This window comes from Vibrio sp. 5S239 (assembly GCF_041439575.1).
Taxonomy (GTDB): Bacteria; Pseudomonadota; Gammaproteobacteria; order Enterobacterales; family Vibrionaceae; genus Vibrio; species Vibrio kanaloae.
This window is the reverse complement of record NZ_JBGOOM010000035.1, coordinates 16164-34595: the sequence shown is the minus strand read 5'-3', so window position 1 is coordinate 34595 and position 18432 is coordinate 16164. Positions and strand designations below refer to the sequence as shown.

Annotated in this window: 17 protein-coding genes; all 17 read left to right on the top strand. The window is 45.4% G+C overall.

The annotated features are described in order from the left end of the window. On the top strand, positions 1–379 hold a 379-nt coding region (locus ACED48_RS19585; RefSeq protein WP_371694040.1), incomplete at its 5' end, for a flagellin. 472 nt (positions 380–851) lie between these two features. Next, a complete protein-coding gene (locus ACED48_RS19580; protein ID WP_017056863.1) occupies positions 852–1982 on the top strand; it encodes a flagellin in 1131 nt (376 codons plus the stop codon). A gap of 80 nt (positions 1983–2062) precedes the next feature. After that, complete coding sequence (gene flaG / locus ACED48_RS19575; RefSeq protein WP_017056864.1) at positions 2063–2488, top strand: flagellar protein FlaG; 426 nt, start codon at positions 2063–2065, stop codon at positions 2486–2488. Between the two features lie 22 nt (positions 2489–2510). Beyond that, a complete protein-coding gene (gene fliD / locus ACED48_RS19570) occupies positions 2511–4520 on the top strand; it encodes a flagellar filament capping protein FliD (RefSeq protein WP_017056865.1) in 2010 nt (669 codons plus the stop codon). Positions 4521–4523: 3 nt separating this feature from the next. Next, the gene (locus ACED48_RS19565) at positions 4524–4829 is read left to right on the top strand and encodes a flagellar protein FliT (RefSeq protein ID WP_017056866.1); all 306 of its coding nucleotides are present in this window, start codon (positions 4524–4526) and stop codon (positions 4827–4829) included. A gap of 12 nt (positions 4830–4841) precedes the next feature. Next, positions 4842–5252 (top strand): flagellar export chaperone FliS, encoded by a 411-nt coding sequence (gene fliS, locus ACED48_RS19560; RefSeq protein ID WP_017056867.1) that lies wholly within the window; start codon positions 4842–4844, stop codon positions 5250–5252. Positions 5253–5480: 228 nt separating this feature from the next. Further along, entirely contained in the window at positions 5481–6947 is a 1467-nt protein-coding gene (locus ACED48_RS19555; RefSeq protein WP_017056868.1) for a sigma-54 dependent transcriptional regulator, read from the top strand. Positions 6948–7131: 184 nt separating this feature from the next. Next, complete coding sequence (locus ACED48_RS19550; protein WP_017056869.1) at positions 7132–8172, top strand: PAS domain-containing sensor histidine kinase; 1041 nt, start codon at positions 7132–7134, stop codon at positions 8170–8172. 32 nt (positions 8173–8204) lie between these two features. Beyond that, a complete protein-coding gene (locus ACED48_RS19545) occupies positions 8205–9614 on the top strand; it encodes a sigma-54 dependent transcriptional regulator (RefSeq protein ID WP_017056870.1) in 1410 nt (469 codons plus the stop codon). A 132-nt stretch (positions 9615–9746) separates the two neighbouring features. Next, complete coding sequence (gene fliE / locus ACED48_RS19540; protein WP_017056871.1) at positions 9747–10058, top strand: flagellar hook-basal body complex protein FliE; 312 nt, start codon at positions 9747–9749, stop codon at positions 10056–10058. 16 nt (positions 10059–10074) lie between these two features. Further along, positions 10075–11817, top strand: coding sequence for a flagellar basal-body MS-ring/collar protein FliF (gene fliF, locus ACED48_RS19535; RefSeq protein WP_017056872.1), 1743 nt, complete (start codon positions 10075–10077; stop codon positions 11815–11817). Beyond that, on the top strand, positions 11810–12871 hold the full coding sequence (fliG, locus tag ACED48_RS19530) for a flagellar motor switch protein FliG (protein ID WP_017056873.1): 1062 nt from the start codon (positions 11810–11812) through the stop codon (positions 12869–12871). Before fliF ends, fliG begins: the two co-directional genes overlap by 8 nt. Before the next feature lie 123 nt (positions 12872–12994). Further along, complete coding sequence (gene fliH, locus ACED48_RS19525) at positions 12995–13795, top strand: flagellar assembly protein FliH (protein ID WP_017056874.1); 801 nt, start codon at positions 12995–12997, stop codon at positions 13793–13795. After that, positions 13795–15114 carry a flagellar protein export ATPase FliI gene (gene fliI / locus ACED48_RS19520; protein ID WP_017056875.1) on the top strand — a complete coding sequence of 440 codons (1320 nt, stop codon included), beginning with the start codon at positions 13795–13797 and terminating at the stop codon, positions 15112–15114. The genes fliH and fliI overlap by 1 nt, the downstream gene beginning before the upstream one ends. Positions 15115–15133: 19 nt before the next feature. Then, complete coding sequence (gene fliJ, locus ACED48_RS19515; protein ID WP_017056876.1) at positions 15134–15571, top strand: flagellar export protein FliJ; 438 nt, start codon at positions 15134–15136, stop codon at positions 15569–15571. 182 nt (positions 15572–15753) lie between these two features. Then, a complete protein-coding gene (locus tag ACED48_RS19510; RefSeq protein WP_017056877.1) occupies positions 15754–17883 on the top strand; it encodes a flagellar hook-length control protein FliK in 2130 nt (709 codons plus the stop codon). A gap of 53 nt (positions 17884–17936) precedes the next feature. Beyond that, a complete protein-coding gene (fliL, locus tag ACED48_RS19505; protein WP_017056878.1) occupies positions 17937–18425 on the top strand; it encodes a flagellar basal body-associated protein FliL in 489 nt (162 codons plus the stop codon). Positions 18426–18432 lie beyond the last annotated feature (7 nt).

Here is an 18432-nt window from a genome sequence, read left to right as displayed (position 1 = left end):
GAGCGGCGATGTGTCTTTCTCTGGCGGTCTTGCTGGTGAGCTAGGCATCCAAGCGGGCAAAGAAGTCACGGTTGATACTATCGACGTAACGTCTGTTGGTGGCGCACAAGAATCTGTAGCAGTAATCGATGCGGCACTTAAGTATGTAGACAGCCACCGTGCTGAACTGGGTGCTTTCCAAAACCGTTTCGACCACGCTATCAGCAACTTAGACAACATTAACGAAAACGTTAATGCTTCTAAGAGCCGTATTAAAGATACCGACTTCGCGAAAGAAACGACTCAGATGACTAAGTCTCAGATCCTTTCTCAAGCTTCAAGTTCGATTCTTGCTCAAGCGAAACAAGCACCGAACTCGGCACTTAGCCTACTAGGTTAATCGATTGAAAGGCCACGTTGACTATAAGCGTTGTTGAGCATAAGCGTTAACGTTAGGCTTCCACAAATTAGCTCGTGGTGAGAGATGAGCGCTAAACAGACCCAGCTTCGGCTGGGTTTTTTATTGCCTGTTGTTTGGTATCGGAAGGGGCTGGGAAATTGCGGAGCTGAGGAGTGGGAGTAAAGCGAGTCCCATCACTTTCATTCCTCGTCGTAGAGAATCACGGGAGCGGGAAATGATGTTTTATTAGTTGAAGTTCGGTCACACTTTTCTTTGTTGTTGAAAAGAATACGAAAAAAAGTACATTTTTTATTAAAGCTTCTAACTAAGGGGCCGTTAAAGGGATTGAGAGAAATGATATGTACCAATGTAAGGTGAGAGAGACAATGGTACATAAAACAATTTGATATGTATTTGTGTGAGGTGAGAGTCACATAGGTGCATTAAAAAAAATGCCTAAAGGAGATCAACTATGGCGATTAATGTAAGCACTAACGTGTCTGCAATGACGGCTCAGCGCTACCTAAATAGCGCGGCTGAAGGTACTCAAAAATCAATGGAGCGTTTGTCTTCTGGCTATAAAATCAATAGCGCAAAAGATGATGCTGCGGGCCTACAAATCTCTAACCGCTTAACGTCGCAAAGCCGTGGCCTAGATATGGCTGTGAAAAATGCGAATGACGGGATCTCTATTGCACAAACAGCTGAAGGTGCAATGAATGAGTCAACCAACATTCTGCAACGTATGCGTGACCTTTCTCTTCAATCTTCAAACGGTTCGAACAGCAAATCTGAACGTGTTGCGATCCAAGAAGAAGTTTCTGCTCTAAATACAGAACTTAACCGTATCGCTGAAACGACCTCTTTTGGTGGTAACAAGCTTCTTAACGGTACTTACGGCAGTCAATCTTTCCAAATCGGTGCAGATTCTGGTGAAGCAGTAATGCTCACAATGAATAACATGCGTACTGACACTCAAGATATGGGTGGTAAGAGCTACAGCGTAGAAGAAGGCAAAGATGCTTCTTGGCGTGTAGGTGCTGGTGCTGACTTAACGATCAAATACAACGATAAGTTTGGTGAAGCACAAGAATTGTCTATTTCTGCGAAGGAAGGCAACGACATCGAAGAGCTAGCAACTTACATCAATGGTCAAAGCCAAGATGTTAAAGCGTCTGTAGGTGAAGGTGGCAAACTGCAACTTTTCGCTTCAAGCCAAAAAGTTGAAGGCGATGTTGAATTTGGTGGCAGCCTTGCTGGTGAATTAGGTATTGGTGCTGGTAAAGACGTTACTGTTAACGACATCGACGTAACATCGGTTGCGGGTGCAAACGAAGCAGTATCTATTATTGATGGCGCACTAAAATCTGTTGATAGTAACCGTGCTTCTCTTGGTGCTTTCCAAAACCGTTTTGACCACGCAATCAGCAACTTAGACAACATCAACGAAAACGTTAATGCATCTAAGAGCCGTATCAAAGATACCGATTACGCGAAAGAAACAACGGCAATGACGAAGTCTCAAATTCTACAACAGGCGAGTACTTCTATCTTAGCGCAAGCGAAGCAGTCACCGTCAGCAGCTCTAAGCTTATTGGGCTAAACTTACTTCGGTAAGTAGCAGTAAACTCTACTCTTGTAGAGTTTTACTGTATGGCTCATAAAGGAGGGAGGGAGAGTGTTATGGAAATACCATCCAACGCATCGAACATCCAGCCTTATGGCTCACCCAATGGCATTAAATTTGCAAGCGATGAAGGTAGTAGTGCGTCGAGCACTTCACGACTGAAAGAAGCAACATCTTATGACAAGGTAGATAAATCAAAAGAAGAGGCTACCGCAGCAGCGATTCAATTAGCTCAAGATAGACAAGAGCTAAATGATGAAGAGCGAGTCAAGATGGTGGAGAAGGTAAACGAGTTTATCTCCTCTCTTAACAAGGGTGTTGCTTTTAAAGTCGATGAAGAGTCAGGTCGGGATGTGGTGACCATTTATGAGACCACAACCGGTGATATTATTCGCCAAATACCCGATGAAGAAATGCTTGAAATTCTAAGACGCCTAGCAGCCCAAAACTCGAATAGTCGAATATTTGAGGTGAAGGTTTAAGTCGTATTATTGAGGTGATTTAATGAGTTTTGGCCCAATGGGGATTTCGTCTGGCATGGATATCAATTCCATGGTCAGCAAAATTGTTGATTCGGAGCGCGTACCTAAACAGCAACGAATCGACAATGAACGAACGCGAATCGATACCAGCATTAGTGCCTATGGAAGACTCAGAGAATCCCTTGACTCGATGAAAAACCTGATGACAAACTTTCGTCAGGAAAAAGCTTTTGCTGTGCGAACAGTGGAAAGTACCGATGAAGGTCTTGTTTCTGCGACCGCGACTACTGAAGCGATCGCTGGCAAATATGCCATCGATGTGTTGCAGCTTGCCCAGAGCCATAAAGTGGCTTCTGATGTACTATCAGAGGATATGAAGTTTGGCCCAGGTAAGCTGCAGATTTCGCTTGGTGACAATAGTTTTGATGTACAAGTTGGCGATAGATCGAAACTTATCGATATTGTTCGCAGCATAAACGGCGCAGATAGCAACCCAGGCGTTCGCGCATCGGTTATCAATGATGTTGAAGGCCCACGACTTATTGTTGCCTCGAACCAGTCCGGTTCCGATCAGCAGATCAGTATCAATGTTGAATCTGATACTGCGAATCCTCTCAAAAAACTCGAATACAAGACTCTTGAAGAGCGTGTTAAAACGTTGGAGAAAGCTCGTCTTTCCGCTCAAGAGATCCTTTCTAAGCCTGCACCAGGGCAAGAAGTTGCAGTCTTAGAACCCTTTAGTGAGGCTAATAAGTCTCAACTTGATGCTGACGGCAATCAGATTCCGCCACAAGAAGGTGGAAAGGGTAATTCTGCTCAGAGTGATAGCCTTAGCTACGGCGAGCAGGCTGCAGCCGATGGTCGAGCAGCGCTAGACGCTGCTCAGGCTGCAAAATCGGTGATGCCTGAAGATAATATTCCAGGCTGGACGGAAACGGCCTCTGGTACGTTATTGGACTCTTATTACACTCCAGAACTTGAGCTTGATGAAAAGGCGATAGAGAAGGCACCCGATGTGCCGGGGTGGTCCAATGCCGCATCAGGTACGCTGACCGATTCCTACGTGACACCAAAAGAAGCCCAACAAAAGCTTGAGGCTGAACAAGCGCGTATCGAAGAAAAAATTTCACAAGAAAAAGCGGATCTGGCTGAGAAAGTTCAAAAAGGCGAATTGACGGCTGAACAAGCTAAAAAGATTGAACGTGCCAAATTAGAACCGGAAGAGCGTGAGCATTTAGAGAAGGTCGATAAAGCACAAGCTGACTTGGTTCAGGCTCAACAGGCTTTTGATGCCTACAGTGGTATGGCTGAAGTTCAAGCTGGACAAGACTCAATGGTGGTTTTGGATGGCGTTGCTCAGCTCTCTAGTAATAACAATGTGATTGAAGATGCCGTGGAAGGGATTGATATTACGGTAAAAGGAAAAACACCAAAAGATAAGCCGCCAGCAGAAATTGGTGTGGAGTATGACCGTAATAGTGTTCGCCAAGATATTGAAGCGTTCGTCAATTCTTACAATCAGTTTTATCAAGTCTCCAAAAATTTAGCGGGCGTTGACCCAATGACTGGACAAAAAGGTCCTCTTTCTGGAGACAGTACGGTCCGTAACGCCGATTCGCGTCTTAAAGGTGTGTTCTCATCAAGTATTGAAGGTGCACCCGATAACCTTAAGTCTTTGACTGAATTTGGTATCACGACTACAAGACAAGGCTCGTTAGAGATCAACTACGACATGCTCGACCGCCAACTGAACAACAACTTCGACAAGTTGGGTGAGTTCTTTGGTGGTAACAACGGTTTCGCTAAAAAGGTCGAAGATGCGATTCAAGGCATCACTGGTATCACTGGCTCAATTCGTACGAGAGAAAAGAGCTTAGTCGAGCAAAATTATCGTTTAGCTGATGATCAAAGCGCGCTCGATCGCCGCATGGATAGCCTAGAGAACCGCACTCACTCTAAGTTTACTGCGATGCAAGATGCGACCAGTAAGATGCAGTCTCAGTTGGGCAGTATGATGAATGCGTTGGGCTAGTAAATGAATGGACAACTTCAAAAGCTTTGTGAACTAGATCAACTAATTATCTCTAAGCTCGAATTAAGTGAAATTAATGCTGAAGAAATAACACAGCTTGTCGATAACAGAGATCAGTTATTGCAAAACGTGTTTCAATTAATCGACTCACATCCTGACGTTAAGCAAAGTTCTGAATGGTTTGAAGCCATTGCCAGAACCAGAAAATTGGTCGAATTGATGCAGTCTGAGACGAATCTAATAGGTGAAAACCTACACAAGTATCGTCACGGTGCTAAATCAGTTCAACAATACAAAAAGTTTTTATAGAAGAGGTTTACTATGCGCGGTTCTTTACAGGCATATAAAAAGGTATCAGTGGATAGTCAGCTAACGGCTGCTTCACCGCATAAAATTGTGCAAATGTTAATGGCAGGAGCTATTGAGCGCTTGATCCAAGGCAAGGCGGCAATGCAGGCGGGTAATATCCCAGTGAAAGGTGAGCGACTTGGTAAAGCTTTAGATATCATTATTAGCCTACGTAGTTGCCTGTCTATGGATGACGGCGGCGATATAGCGAAAAACCTAGATCAACTTTATGAGTTCATGATCACGCAAATTTCTGCGGCAAATCACAAAAATGATCCACAACCCATTGATGATGTTGTTGATATTATCCGCGAAATTAAGGGCGCTTGGGACCAAATTCCGAATGAATATCACAACTTGACCTCTACTGAGGTAGGTATTTAACGAAAAATTGCAGTTTAAACCAATCTCATATCCTTTAATTGGTTGGTTGCCTTATTTTTTTAATCAAATAAAATAGAAGCCATTAGATAGCCTAATGGCTTTTTTCGTTGCTGATTTCCTTAATTTGTTCACGTAAACATAATCATTGATATTTTTTTCTGTTTTTATCGATTACGTTGCTCACCGTTTTTCCGCATCGCACCAAAATAAAGGCAATAATTCCTACTTATGCAAGGTTTGGCAAAACTGCTTGTCGTCGACGATAACGCTCAAGATCGTCACAATTTAAGCACAATATTAGAGTTTGTAGGAGAGAGCTGTGAAGTTATCAGCTCTGAACAAGCGCGCAAAGTTGACTGGTCATTACCGTGGGCAGGCTGTATTATCGGCTCAATTAAAGGTAAAGGCTTCAACATATTATTGAATGAACAGCTTGTTCACGCCAATCACATTCCTTTACTTGTGATTAGCAAAAACAATTACTCGGTTGATGAGCTAACTAACTTCGTTGGCGAACTCGAGCTTCCTCTCAACTACCCTCAATTAAGTGATGCATTAAGGCACTGTAAAGACTTCTTAGGCCGAAAAGGGGGGCAAGTTGTGTCTTCGGCACGTAAGAACACGCTGTTTCGTAGCCTAGTGGGGCAAAGTTCAGGCATTCAAGAAGTACGTCACTTAATTGAACAAGTCTCTTCTACGGAAGCTAACGTATTGATTCTTGGCGAATCGGGTACGGGTAAAGAAGTGGTAGCGCGTAATATTCACTACCATTCTAAGCGTCGTACTGGACCATTTGTGCCTGTGAATTGTGGCGCGATTCCAGCCGATTTGCTCGAAAGTGAACTATTTGGCCACGAGAAAGGGGCGTTTACCGGCGCAATTACCGCACGTAAAGGCCGCTTTGAGTTAGCCGAAGGTGGCACGTTGTTCCTTGATGAAATTGGTGATATGCCAATGGCGATGCAAGTTAAACTGTTGCGTGTTTTACAAGAGCGTTGCTTTGAACGCGTAGGTGGCAACACTACCATTCAAGCTAATGTCCGTGTGATAGCAGCCACACACCGCAACCTCGAAGATATGATCGACGATGAATCTTTCCGTGAGGACCTTTACTACCGCTTGAATGTCTTCCCGATTGAAATGCCGGCACTTCAACATCGTAAAGAAGATATTCCACTGTTGCTTCAAGAGCTAATGACCAGAATGGAAGCGGAAGGTAGCATGCCTATTTGCTTTACGCCGCGTGCCATCAACTCTTTGATGGAACATGATTGGCCAGGTAATGTTCGTGAACTTGCTAACCTCATTGAACGAATGTTGATCCTCTATCCGAATAGTCTGGTCGACGTTAATCATCTTCCAACGAAGTACAGATACAGCGATATTCCTGAGTTCCAACCTGAATTTAATAGCTTTACCTCTGAAGAAGAACAAGAGCGCGATGCATTGGCGGACTTGTTTTCCGAAGATTTCAGTTTTGATCAGCAAGATGATATTGCCGATAATGTGAATGCGCCTCAAGAGTTACCCGCTGAAGGGGTTAATCTGAAAGAGCTGCTCGCTGATATGGAAGTGAACATGATTAGTCAAGCCTTGGAGGCTCAGGGGGGGATCGTTGCTCGTGCTGCCGACATGCTTGGAATGCGAAGAACCACTCTGGTTGAAAAAATGCGTAAATATAACTTACAGCGTTAGTATTTAGCTTTAGACGAAAACACAAAAAATAGTACATACTTTTAGCTAAATTTTAACTTTAACTAATTGAATCGATAAAACATAGCCGAGTTGTTGCTTGATTAACTATGTGATAAATATAGCAAATAGCCTGACTCGTATTGTACGTGCCAGGCTGTTTTAGTATTTGAGGCAAATTTTTGATATGCACGTATCTAACGAACCAGAAAATCAGTCACATCTAGATTCTGTTGAGCAGCAAGTTGAGCGCTATAAACAAGTGCTCGATGTGATGCCCGCTGGTGTTATCTTGTTAGATACACATGGTGAAGTGAGAGAAGCCAACCCAGAAGCGCACCGTATTCTCAGTGTTGAGTTAGTTGGTGAGAAGTGGTTTTCGGTGATTCAAAGTGCCTTCGACCCAAAAGACGATGACGGTCATGAGATCTCATTAAAGAACGGACGAAAAGTGCGTTTAGCGATTTCCGCTTCTACGACAGGTCAACTGATATTGATTACCGACCTGACTGAGACTCGCCTATTGCAATCTCGTGTGAGTGATCTCCAGCGCTTGTCGTCGTTAGGTCGAATGGTAGCTTCGCTTGCGCATCAGGTTCGCACTCCACTTTCTAGCGCGATGCTGTATGCATCAAACCTTGCCGCGCCAAACCTACCGTCGGCAACAAAGACGCGTTTTCAATCTAAGCTTATGGACAGGTTGCATGACTTAGAGAAGCAAGTTAATGATATGCTGTTGTTTGCTAAAGGTGGCGACAACAAAGTAGTTAAGCCATTTACTGTGGCTGAATTGATCAATGAATTCCATCCCATGGTTGAAGCGGCATTAAAAACCAACCAGATTGATTATTGCCAAGAAGTTGAAGGCGAAGAGACTCAAATGTTTGGTAATGCTAATGCGATCGCTTCGGCGTTAAGCAACTTGGTTTTGAATGCGGTTCAAATTGCTGGTAAGGAATCGCAGATTGATGTGTTTTTTAGACCGGTAAACGGTGAACTTAAGATATCAGTACAAGACAGTGGCCCCGGTGTACCCAAGGAGCTTCAAGGTAAAATTATGGAACCCTTCTTTACCACCCGTTCTCAAGGTACAGGTTTAGGCTTAGCGGTTGTACAAATGGTATGTCGAGCCCATGAAGGCCGGCTGGAATTGATCTCAGAAGAAGGTGATGGCGCATGTTTTACCATGTGCTTGCCACTTGAAAGAAGCGCTTCTACTGAAGACTAATAAGTTGAACTGAATTTACACTGGAGAATCCTATGGCTCAAAGCAAAGTGTTAATCGTCGAAGATGATGAAGGTCTACGCGAAGCCCTTGTCGATACTCTCGCGCTTGCTGGCTATGAATGGCTGGAAGCGGATAGTGCGGAAGATGCTCTGGTAAAATTAAAATCCAACTCTGTTGATATTGTTGTGTCTGACGTTCAAATGGCGGGCATGGGTGGTTTGGCACTATTGCGAAACATCAAGCAGCATTGGCCAAATTTACCGGTACTGTTGATGACTGCCTATGCCAACATCGAAGATGCCGTGGCGGCAATGAAAGAGGGCGCGATCGACTACATGGCGAAGCCATTTGCGCCTGAAGTATTGCTAAACATGGTGAGCCGCTATGCTCCCGTTAAGTCGGATGACAATGGTGACGCTATCGTTGCTGATGAAAAAAGTATCAAGCTAATGATGCTCGCTGATAAAGTTGCGAAAACCGATGCCAACGTCATGGTGTTAGGCCCGAGTGGTTCTGGTAAAGAGGTGATGTCTCGCTACATTCACAATGCTTCTAGCCGAAAAGATGGCCCGTTTGTCGCAATTAACTGCGCGGCGATCCCAGACAACATGTTAGAAGCGACCCTGTTTGGTTATGAAAAAGGCGCATTTACTGGCGCTATTCAAGCTTGCCCGGGGAAATTCGAGCAAGCGCAGGGCGGTACGATTCTGTTGGATGAGATCAGTGAGATGGATCTTAGCCTACAAGCCAAACTACTGCGTGTTTTGCAAGAGCGCGAAGTTGAGCGATTAGGTAGTCGTAAGAGCATCAAATTGGATGTTCGTGTATTAGCGACCAGTAACCGTGACCTTAAACAGTATGTTTCTGAAGGGAATTTCCGTGAGGATTTATACTACCGTTTGAATGTATTCCCAATTTCTTGGCCACCACTGTGTGAGCGAAAAGGGGATATTGAGCCTTTAGCCAAGCACTTAGTTGAGCGTCATTGCACCAAACTTGGTATGCCTGTACCGGTTATGTCAGCGCAAGCGATCAGCAAACTCGTCAATTATCCGTGGCCGGGCAATGTTCGCGAATTAGACAATGTGGTACAGCGTGCTCTAATATTGAGTGAGAAAGAGCATATATCTGGTGAGCATATCCTTCTTGAAGGTGTTGATTGGCAAGATGCGAGTGGTCTCCAACAAATTGTTGAAGGCAGTGATGTTGTGGCGCCAGAACTTAAACCTATTTCTGAAGCAAACCCAATCAATAAAGTAGTAGCTAGTAGTGAAGGACTTGGTAATGAGCTTAGAGATCAAGAGTATGCAATAATTCTTGAAACCTTGATCGCGTGCAATGGTCGACGCAAAGATATGGCCGAAAAACTGGGCATTAGCCCTCGTACATTGCGCTATAAGTTGGCGAAAATGCGCGATGCTGGAATAGATATCCCAAACTGAGGATAGATTAGTAGTGCCAGCTTTCTGATTGTTGTAGTACGATGTCTAGTCAAAATAATGTGTGGCACGCTAATTGCTCAGTCAATAATACAGCGAAATAGATAGTCATAATTTTGACTCCTGAGGTGGTAGATGAAAATAGATGGTTTACAAGGCGAAATGCAGGCAATGATGGTTGAAGCTGCTAGCGCGCGTCCTACAGTAACAGGGCAAGCGGTCGGTGCAGATTTTGGCAACATGCTTACGAAAGCCATCAATAATGTGAACTCATTACAAAAGACCTCAGGTAATCTTCAAGCACGTTTTGATAGTGGTGACCAAAGCGTGTCTCTATCCGATGTGATGATTGCTCGTAATAAATCTAGTGTGGCTTTTGAGGCGACGATCCAAATTAGAAATAAATTGGTCGAATCGTACAAAGAGCTGATGAATATGCCGGTATAATTTAGGTAGTTAAATAGTGGCAGATAATAGTCAAACAACAGATTTAACCGTAAACGATAGTAACGATCACGCACTTATTGCAGGTTCTGAGCTTGACGGAGAAGGGCAAAATCCCGATCTGGGGGAACGCAGTTCATCGAAATTCGATATGGCCGTGGGCGATCTCGATTTACTTCGTCAGGTTGTATTAGTTCTTTCCATCTCTATTTGTGTAGCGCTTATTGTTATGCTGTTTTTCTGGGTAAAAGAGCCAGAAATGCGTCCATTAGGGGCTTACGAAACAGAAGAGTTGATCCCCGTTCTGGATTACTTAGATCTGCAAAAGATCGAGTACTCTCTTGAAGGCAACACTATCTCTGTTCCTGCCAGCGAGTACAACTCTCTGAAGTTGAATATGGTTCGAGCTGGTTTGAACCAAGAGCGAAACGCGGGTGATGACATTCTCATGCAAGATATGGGTTTTGGTGTGTCACAACGTTTGGAGCAAGAGCGCCTTAAGTTAAGCCGTGAAAGACAGCTTGCGAAAGCCATTGAACAGATGAAACAGGTTCGTAAAGCACAGGTTTTATTGGCCTTGCCAAAGCAAAGTGTGTTCGTGCGTCACAATCAAGAAGCCTCTGCTTCTGTATTCCTAACCCTTAAAACGGGCACCAACCTTAAGCAGCAAGAAGTGGATTCTGTTGTGGATATGGTGGCGAGTGCCGTTCCGGGAATGAAAACCTCACGTATTACCGTAACCGATCAGCATGGTCGATTGTTGAGCTCAGGCTCTCAAGACCCTATGTCAGCGGCGCGTCGTAAAGAACATGAATTAGAGCGTAACCAAGAGCAAGCGCTGCGTGAAAAAATTGACTCTATTCTGATTCCTATTCTTGGGTTTGGTAACTATACCGCTCAGGTGGATATTCAGCTCGATTTTAGTGCGGTGGAGCAAACGAGAAAACGTTTTGATCCAAATACCCCCGCGACTCGAAGTGAGTACACGCTAGAAGACTACAATAATGGCAATACGGTTGCCGGAATTCCTGGTGCTTTGAGTAATCAGCCACCTGCTGATGCCTCAATTCCACAAGATGTTGCCCAAATGAAAGATGGTTCTTTGACGGGCCAAGGTTCGGTTCATAAAGAAGCGACCCGAAACTTCGAGTTAGACACAACCATTAGCCACGAACGTAAACAGAGTGGAACGGTTAACCGTCAGACAGTATCTGTCGCGATAAAAGACCGTCAATCATTGAATCCAGATACGGGTGAAGTGGTCCACACGCCAATCCCTGTGAGCGAGATCAACGCGATTCGCCAGGTTTTGATTGGCACTGTGGGTTTTGATGAAACCCGTGGCGATTTGCTCAACGTATTAAGCATGCAGTTTGCACCACAAGTCACTGACATTGTCCCAGATGTCCCAATTTGGGAGCATCCAAACTTTAATGATTGGGTACGTTGGTTCGCAAGTGCGTTGGTCATCATTGTGGTGGTGTTGGTGCTTGTTCGTCCAGCAATGAAAAAACTGCTTAATCCTGCAGCGGATAACGATGAACAGATGTATGGTCCTGACGGTATGCCAATTGGTGCTGATGGCGAAACCAGCTTAATTGGTGGAGATATCGAAGGTGGCGAACTGTTTGAGTTTGGTTCAAGTATTGACTTACCAAACCTTCATAAAGACGAAGACGTGCTGAAAGCAGTGCGTGCACTCGTAGCGAATGAACCAGAGCTAGCAGCTCAAGTAGTTAAAAATTGGATGGTAGATGGCTAACGAAATAGATCCACAACAAACGGAAGGCGGTGAAGTGCTTGATGTCTCTAGCGTGGATATCGACTCTATCTCAGGCGATGAACGCGCTGCGATCTTATTGCTAAGTTTAAATGAAGAAGATGCTGCTGGCATTATTCGTCACCTAGAGCCAAAGCAGGTTCAGCGTGTGGGTAGTGCGATGGCGCGAGCTACAGACCTATCCCAAGAGAAAGTAGGCGCAGTGCACCGTGCTTTCTTGGATGATATTCAGAAGTATACCAACATTGGTATGGGCAGCGAAGACTTCATGCGTAATGCGCTGGTGGCTGCCCTTGGTGAAGATAAGGCGAATAACCTTGTTGACCAAATCCTCCTCGGCACAGGTTCGAAAGGTTTGGATTCGCTTAAGTGGATGGATCCTCGTCAGGTGGCGAGCATTATCATCAACGAGCACCCTCAAATTCAAACCATTGTGTTGTCGTACCTCGATTCTGACCAATCGGCAGAAATATTGTCTCAGTTCCCAGAACGCGTTCGTCTGGATCTGATGATGCGTATTGCCAACCTTGAAGAAGTACAACCTTCGGCGCTTGCTGAACTGAACGAAATCATGGAGAAACAGTTCGCGGGTCAAGCGGGTGCTCAAGCTGCCAAAATTGGTGGCCTGAAAGCCGCGGCTGAGATCATGAACTACATGGACAACAACGTGGAAGGCGTCTTGATGGATCAAATCCGTGACCAAGACGAAGACATGGCAACGCAGATTCAAGATCTGATGTTTGTCTTTGAAAACCTTATTGAAGTTGATGATCAAGGTGTCCAGAGGTTGCTGCGTGATGTTCCACAAGACGTTCTACAGAAAGCCCTTAAGGGCGCTGATGAAGGTTTACGTGAGAAGATCTTCAAGAACATGTCGAAACGTGCAGCAGATATGATGAGAGACGATATTGAGGCGATGCCGCCAGTGAAAGTTTCTGACGTTGAAGCGGCTCAGAAAGAGATTTTGGGGATTGCGAGGAAAATGGCAGACAGTGGCGAGATTATGCTGTCTGGTGGCGCCGACGAGTTCCTTTAATACAGAAACCTCAAAGCCCCACACTGCTGGGGCTTTTTTTATCCAATCTCGAACCATAAATTAATTAAGTTTAACTGCTTGAATTTACAATGCAGTTTGACTTACTCATAGATAGGTACTGATATGTCAGGTGATAGAAAACGCGGCTTCCTTCGCCCTGAAGAAGATAATACGGTAGCTCAACCTCAAAAATGGGGGCTGCCAGATTACACCTCTGATGTGAGTAAACAAGCCAAAGAAACCGCCTTTAACTACGACCCTAGTTGGATGCCAACCGTTGAAGAAGCCATTGAAGATGAAGAACTGGTTCTGACTGAAGAGCAAATCGAACTGATTAAACAAGGCGCTTATCAGGAAGGACTGCATCAAGGCCAAGAGGTGGGCTTTAAGCAAGGTTATGAAAAAGGCAAAGAAGAAGGTTTTGCTGCAGGCCACGAAGAAGGCAACGAAGCCGGTAAGCTTGAAGGCGTAACTGCAGGTCAGGAGTATATTCAACAGCAAGTTGCTATCTTTATGGGACTTGCTAATCAGTTTGCCCAACCTTTGGAGCTAATGAACGCTCAGGTTGAGAAACAACTGGTCGACATGGTGCTGACCATGGTCAAAGAAGTGGTTCATGTTGAAGTACAAACCAACCCACAGATCATATTAGATACCGTCAAAGAATCGGTAGAGTCATTGCCGATCTCTGGTCACGCGATCACATTGAAGCTTAACCCTGAAGACGTCGCGATTATTCGCTCTGCGTATGGCGAGACTGAATTGGATTGCCGTAATTGGACGCTGGTGGCAGAGCCTGCACTCAATCGTGGTGACGTACAAATCGAAGCGGGTGAGTCGAGTGTTAATTACCGCATGGAAGAGCGTGTGAAGAACGTGCTTCATAGTTTCTGCGGCGTAAACCGTCACCAAGGCCATGAGTAATGCTTGAGTTAGCGAACCGTCTTAGCCAATACAAAGTCGAAGGGCTAAAATCGCGACCAATTGCATCAGGTAAGTTAGTACGAGTAATTGGCTTAACGCTGGAAGCGACGGGCTGTAAAGCACCCATCGGCAGCTTGTGTTTAGTTGAAACCATGTCTGGTCATATGGAAGCAGAAGTGGTCGGCTTCTCTGGCGATAATCTATTTTTGATGCCAAGTGAGCAAATCACTGGGATATTACCTGGCGCTCGTGTCACGCCAATGACCTCAGAGAGCGGTATTCCGGTTGGGATGGAGTTGCTTGGTCGAGTGATCGATGGTGTCGGTAATCCACTCGACGGGCTAGGTCCAATTTATACTGAGCAACGCGCTTCATTTAATGCTGAGCCAATCAACCCTCTAGCTCGTAAACCGATTTCTGAACCACTTGATGTAGGATTAAAAGCCATTAATGGTTTGCTCACGGTGGGGAAAGGGCAGCGTATCGGCCTATTTGCGGGTTCTGGTGTGGGTAAGTCGGTTACGCTCGGCATGATGACTCGAGGCACAACGGCACAAGTGGTGGTAGTCGGGCTAATTGGTGAGCGTGGACGAGAAGTTAAAGAATTTATTGAAGAGATTCTTGGTGAAGATGGCCGTAAACGTTCGGTTGTTGTTGCCGCTCCTGCAGATTCATCACCATTGATGCGTTTAAAAGGCTGTCAAACCGCGTTGGCTGTCGCCGAGTACTTCCGAGACCAAGGTTTAGATGTTCTGTTACTAATGGATTCATTGACCCGTTTTGCTCAGGCTCAGCGTGAAATTGCTCTGTCTGTGGGTGAGCCACCAGCAACCAAAGGTTATCCGCCATCAGTCTTCGCTAAGCTTCCTGCGCTGGTGGAACGAGCAGGTAACGGCAATGATGAACAAGGTTCAATTACCGCTTTCTTTACCGTGTTAACCGAGGGCGATGACTTACAAGATCCGATTGCGGATGCGTCGCGAGCGATTCTCGATGGTCACGTTGTGTTGTCGCGTGAGATGGCCGATGCGGGTCATTACCCGGCGATTGATGTTGAGAAATCCGTCAGTCGTGTTATGCCGCAAATTACCACTGAAGAACATGTCTTGATGTCGAAAGCGGTAAGGCAAGTGCTGTCTATTTGTCGTAAAAACCAAGATTTGGTGTCGATTGGTGCATACAAGCCAGGAACGGATCCAGCAATCGATAGTGCCTTCACGTTGAAACCAAAACTGGATGAGTACTTGCAGCAGAAGATGAAAGAAACTGTCCCATACGACATGTGCGTCAACATGTTGAAACATGTATTGGGTGGCTAACGAGTGAATAAGGTTAGTCATGGATAACGCATTAGAATTTTTGCTCGATCAAGCCAAAGATCAAGAGAACCAAGCCGTACTCGCGCTCAACAAAGCGAACTCTGAGCTGCAAGGATACTATGAACAAGTTGCGCAGATTGAAAAGTATCGACTGGATTACTGTCAGCAGCTCGTTGACCGCGGTAAGGCAGGCTTAACGGCGAGCCAATATGGTCACTTGAACCGCTTCTTAACTCAGTTGGATGAGACGTTATCCAAACAGAGAGAAGCCGAGCACCACTTTAAAAATCAAGTCGACAACTGCCAAAGCTACTGGATGGAGTTACGAAAAAAACGTAAATCCTACGAGTGGTTGATGGAGAAAAAGCAGAAAGAGAAAGCAAAGCTGCAAGATCAAAGAGAACAAAAGCAAATGGATGAGTTCTCGACTCTGTTATACAGCCGAAAGAAGATGTGATCCTAAGCCACGAATGACGTAGGTGCTGTTCTCGATATTGTGAGAACCGAACTTATAGGCATGTTTCTTGCTCCGTTTTATATAAAATTGCGCGTTATGCCCACCAAAGGCATGAAAAGCATCCGACTTTCTTTTTGTTGCCTGATTCATGGCAGCAAAGCTAGTAGATAGAGCTTGTATATATGAATGTTAGTCTTTCCTCAAATTCAGCGACCAACAAAACGTCATCGTTGTTGGACACCGGCTCTGCCTCTTCCAAGGTAGAAGAAACCGGCGACTCTAAAGGTTTCTTTGAGTCCTTTAAAGAAGCGCTCGGCTTTGAAGAAAGTGACAGTAAAGTCGCAGCAAAAGACACAGAAAGCACTGCGAAACCTGATACTAAACAGACATCTACCGAAGGTGAAGCGTCAGCCGAAGCGAACAAAGGTGATTCCGCTGAATCAAAGGCTACTGACGAAGTGAGCGAAGCGCAAAGCAAGCAAGCAGCTTCAGAAGTAGAAGGCGAGAAAGCTGCTGATAAAACATCAGCAGAGGCTGCGTCTGGATCTGAGGCTCAGCTCAAAGCCAATTCGGGCACTGATAGCACTGTCGCTGATAAGACTGTTGCAGATAAGGCAGATGGTAAAGATGCGCAGGATACGACTAACGAATCTAAAGAACATATTGCTCAATCCCAAACTCAGGGTCCATCAGCGGTAGATGGTGCTACGCAGGCATCGCAAGCCAATGCAGCGATGAGCGAAGGCAATAAATTGCTTGGTCAATTGGATGAGGCAAACAAAACCCTAAATCAAGCGCCAAACGGCAAAGGCTTGCCTCAGCAAGGTCAGGTAGAACAAGCCCAAGGTAATATCACCGGTGCTTCTGTTGCAGGAGTTTCCGTTACGGATAAGGCGACACAACAAGCTAAGGCTGCAAATCAGGAGAAGAGCCTTGAAGTCGATTCTGAAATCGCTGTACTTACCGGAGGTAAGGGTGTTTCTCAGCTAACTGATGCTGAAATTCGACAGTTGATGGATAAAGGCGTCACTCCAGAACAAATTGAAGCCAGTATGAGCCGAGAGCTGAGCCAAAAGAATGCAGCTAGTGCGGTTGCTGCCGAGCAGAGCCAAGCATTGTCAGCCGTGGATATTGAACTGGCAAAGCAAGTAGATGCCCATACCAAAGCGCTAAACCAATTGAATGGACAAATAGAATCAGAGCAGTCTGTTGTCGATAGCTTGCTTGAGAAGCAACAAAGTGGCGCTAAGTTGACGGTTGATGAGCAAGCCGCTTTGGCTAAAGCGACCTCTAACCTAGACCTGTTGAATCAACAGCTCGCTAACGTTCAACAACAAGCAACAGCTTTGCTAAGTCAAGCTCCGGCTGCGAACAGTGCGTCTGGTGAACCCGCTGCTATCGATTGGGATAATACGGATTCAAGCGAAACTAAAGCCTTAGCTGCGGCAGCATCAACAGCAGCTGTAGCGACGGCGGCACAACAAGTGTCAGCGCAGACCGCTTCTCAGTCAGCAAACAATGCTCTTACGGACAAGGCGGCAATGCTGCACGCCAATAATGCACATGCAGCCCAACAGGCCGCAGCCCAACAAGCTAATGTTGCTTCACCTCAGCAGCAAGCAACGCTGGATCCAGCTTTAACCGCGCAAGGTATGGCGATGAATGCAATGCCAGCCGCTACAAAAGCAGGCTCGACTGATGCGCTTCTTAAAGCGGGTGCCAGTGCAGCAGCACTGTCTGGTTTGGGCAAAGCGGGAGCTAAAGAAGATTCTAAAGATTCGAGCTTTGCTCAGCAAATCGCTTCTGCGGCTGGCGCACAAAGTAAAGCCACGGTTGGTTCGGCTCCGACACGAGCAGAAATTCAAGCCGCTCAACAGGTACCCTTACAGCTGACTAAAGAGTTAGCGAATGAACAGGTCGCAGAAAAAGTCCAGATGATGATGTCTAAGAACCTTAAGAACTTGGACATCCGTCTCGACCCACCAGAGCTGGGTCAGATGAAAATTCGCATGACCATGAATAATGACGTGGCAAACGTGCACTTTACGGTGAGTAATCAGCAAGCGAGAGATGTGATTGAACAAACATTACCTCGCTTGAGAGAGATGTTAGCTCAACAAGGGATGCAGCTTGCTGATTCATCAGTTCAACAACAGAGTTCTGGTCAGGGCCAAGAGAGTTACAACAATGGTGAACAGCAATCAGGTCCTAACCGCACAAATGATGGTCAAGGTGATGAAAATCTTGATAGCAGCAGCAATCTTGAATTGAATGTCGCATCAAAGCGTGATGGAATTAGCTATTATGCCTAATATCAGCCCTATCCCAGTTAGTTAGTGGAAACAACAGGAAACTAGAGAGCAGTATGATTGAAGAACAAGATCCAGCTAAAAAGAAAAGTAAGCTCCTTATCATTATTATTGCCGTAATCGTAATATTGCTTGGTGTCGGCGCGGCGCTGTTTTTTTTCTTAGGATCCGATGATGCTGGTTCCGAGTCTCAGTCCCAACCAGCGACTGCAGTGGTCGCTGTAGAACCCGTCATGTATGTTAATATTCCACAGCCTTTCTTGTTCAATGTTTCGGGTGATAAGAAAGATCGTCTTGTCCAGATAAAAGCACAGTTGATGGTACGTGGCAGTAAGAATGAAGATTTAGCTCGTTATCATTCTCCGCTAGTAGAAAGTACGCTATTAGCAACGTTCGCTTCGGCAACGGTCGATCAATTGCGCTCTCCAACGGGGCGGGTTGAACTGCGAAACAAGGCAACTGAAGATATTAAAGCAAGTCTGGCTCAAGCTGTTGGCCAGCCTGTGATTGAAAAAGTGTTATTCACTGATTTCGTAATTCAATAGGTAATTT

Excerpts from the sequence above, each read along its gene's own strand:
- fliD (WP_017056865.1), top strand. The coding sequence starts at position 2,511 with ATGAGTTTTGGCCCAATGGGGATTTCGTCTGGCATGGATATCAATTCC.
- ACED48_RS19580 (WP_017056863.1), top strand. The coding sequence starts at position 852 with ATGGCGATTAATGTAAGCACTAACGTGTCTGCAATGACGGCTCAGCGC.
- fliG (WP_017056873.1), top strand. The coding sequence starts at position 11,810 with ATGGCTAACGAAATAGATCCACAACAAACGGAAGGCGGTGAAGTGCTT.
- fliI (WP_017056875.1), top strand. The coding sequence starts at position 13,795 with ATGCTTGAGTTAGCGAACCGTCTTAGCCAATACAAAGTCGAAGGGCTA.
- ACED48_RS19565 (WP_017056866.1), top strand. The coding sequence starts at position 4,524 with ATGAATGGACAACTTCAAAAGCTTTGTGAACTAGATCAACTAATTATC.
- fliJ (WP_017056876.1), top strand. The coding sequence starts at position 15,134 with ATGGATAACGCATTAGAATTTTTGCTCGATCAAGCCAAAGATCAAGAG.
- fliS (WP_017056867.1), top strand. The coding sequence starts at position 4,842 with ATGCGCGGTTCTTTACAGGCATATAAAAAGGTATCAGTGGATAGTCAG.
- fliE (WP_017056871.1), top strand. The coding sequence starts at position 9,747 with ATGAAAATAGATGGTTTACAAGGCGAAATGCAGGCAATGATGGTTGAA.
- ACED48_RS19510 (WP_017056877.1), top strand. The coding sequence starts at position 15,754 with ATGAATGTTAGTCTTTCCTCAAATTCAGCGACCAACAAAACGTCATCG.
- ACED48_RS19555 (WP_017056868.1), top strand. The coding sequence starts at position 5,481 with ATGCAAGGTTTGGCAAAACTGCTTGTCGTCGACGATAACGCTCAAGAT.
- fliL (WP_017056878.1), top strand. The coding sequence starts at position 17,937 with ATGATTGAAGAACAAGATCCAGCTAAAAAGAAAAGTAAGCTCCTTATC.
- flaG (WP_017056864.1), top strand. The coding sequence starts at position 2,063 with ATGGAAATACCATCCAACGCATCGAACATCCAGCCTTATGGCTCACCC.
- ACED48_RS19550 (WP_017056869.1), top strand. The coding sequence starts at position 7,132 with ATGCACGTATCTAACGAACCAGAAAATCAGTCACATCTAGATTCTGTT.
- fliH (WP_017056874.1), top strand. The coding sequence starts at position 12,995 with ATGTCAGGTGATAGAAAACGCGGCTTCCTTCGCCCTGAAGAAGATAAT.
- ACED48_RS19545 (WP_017056870.1), top strand. The coding sequence starts at position 8,205 with ATGGCTCAAAGCAAAGTGTTAATCGTCGAAGATGATGAAGGTCTACGC.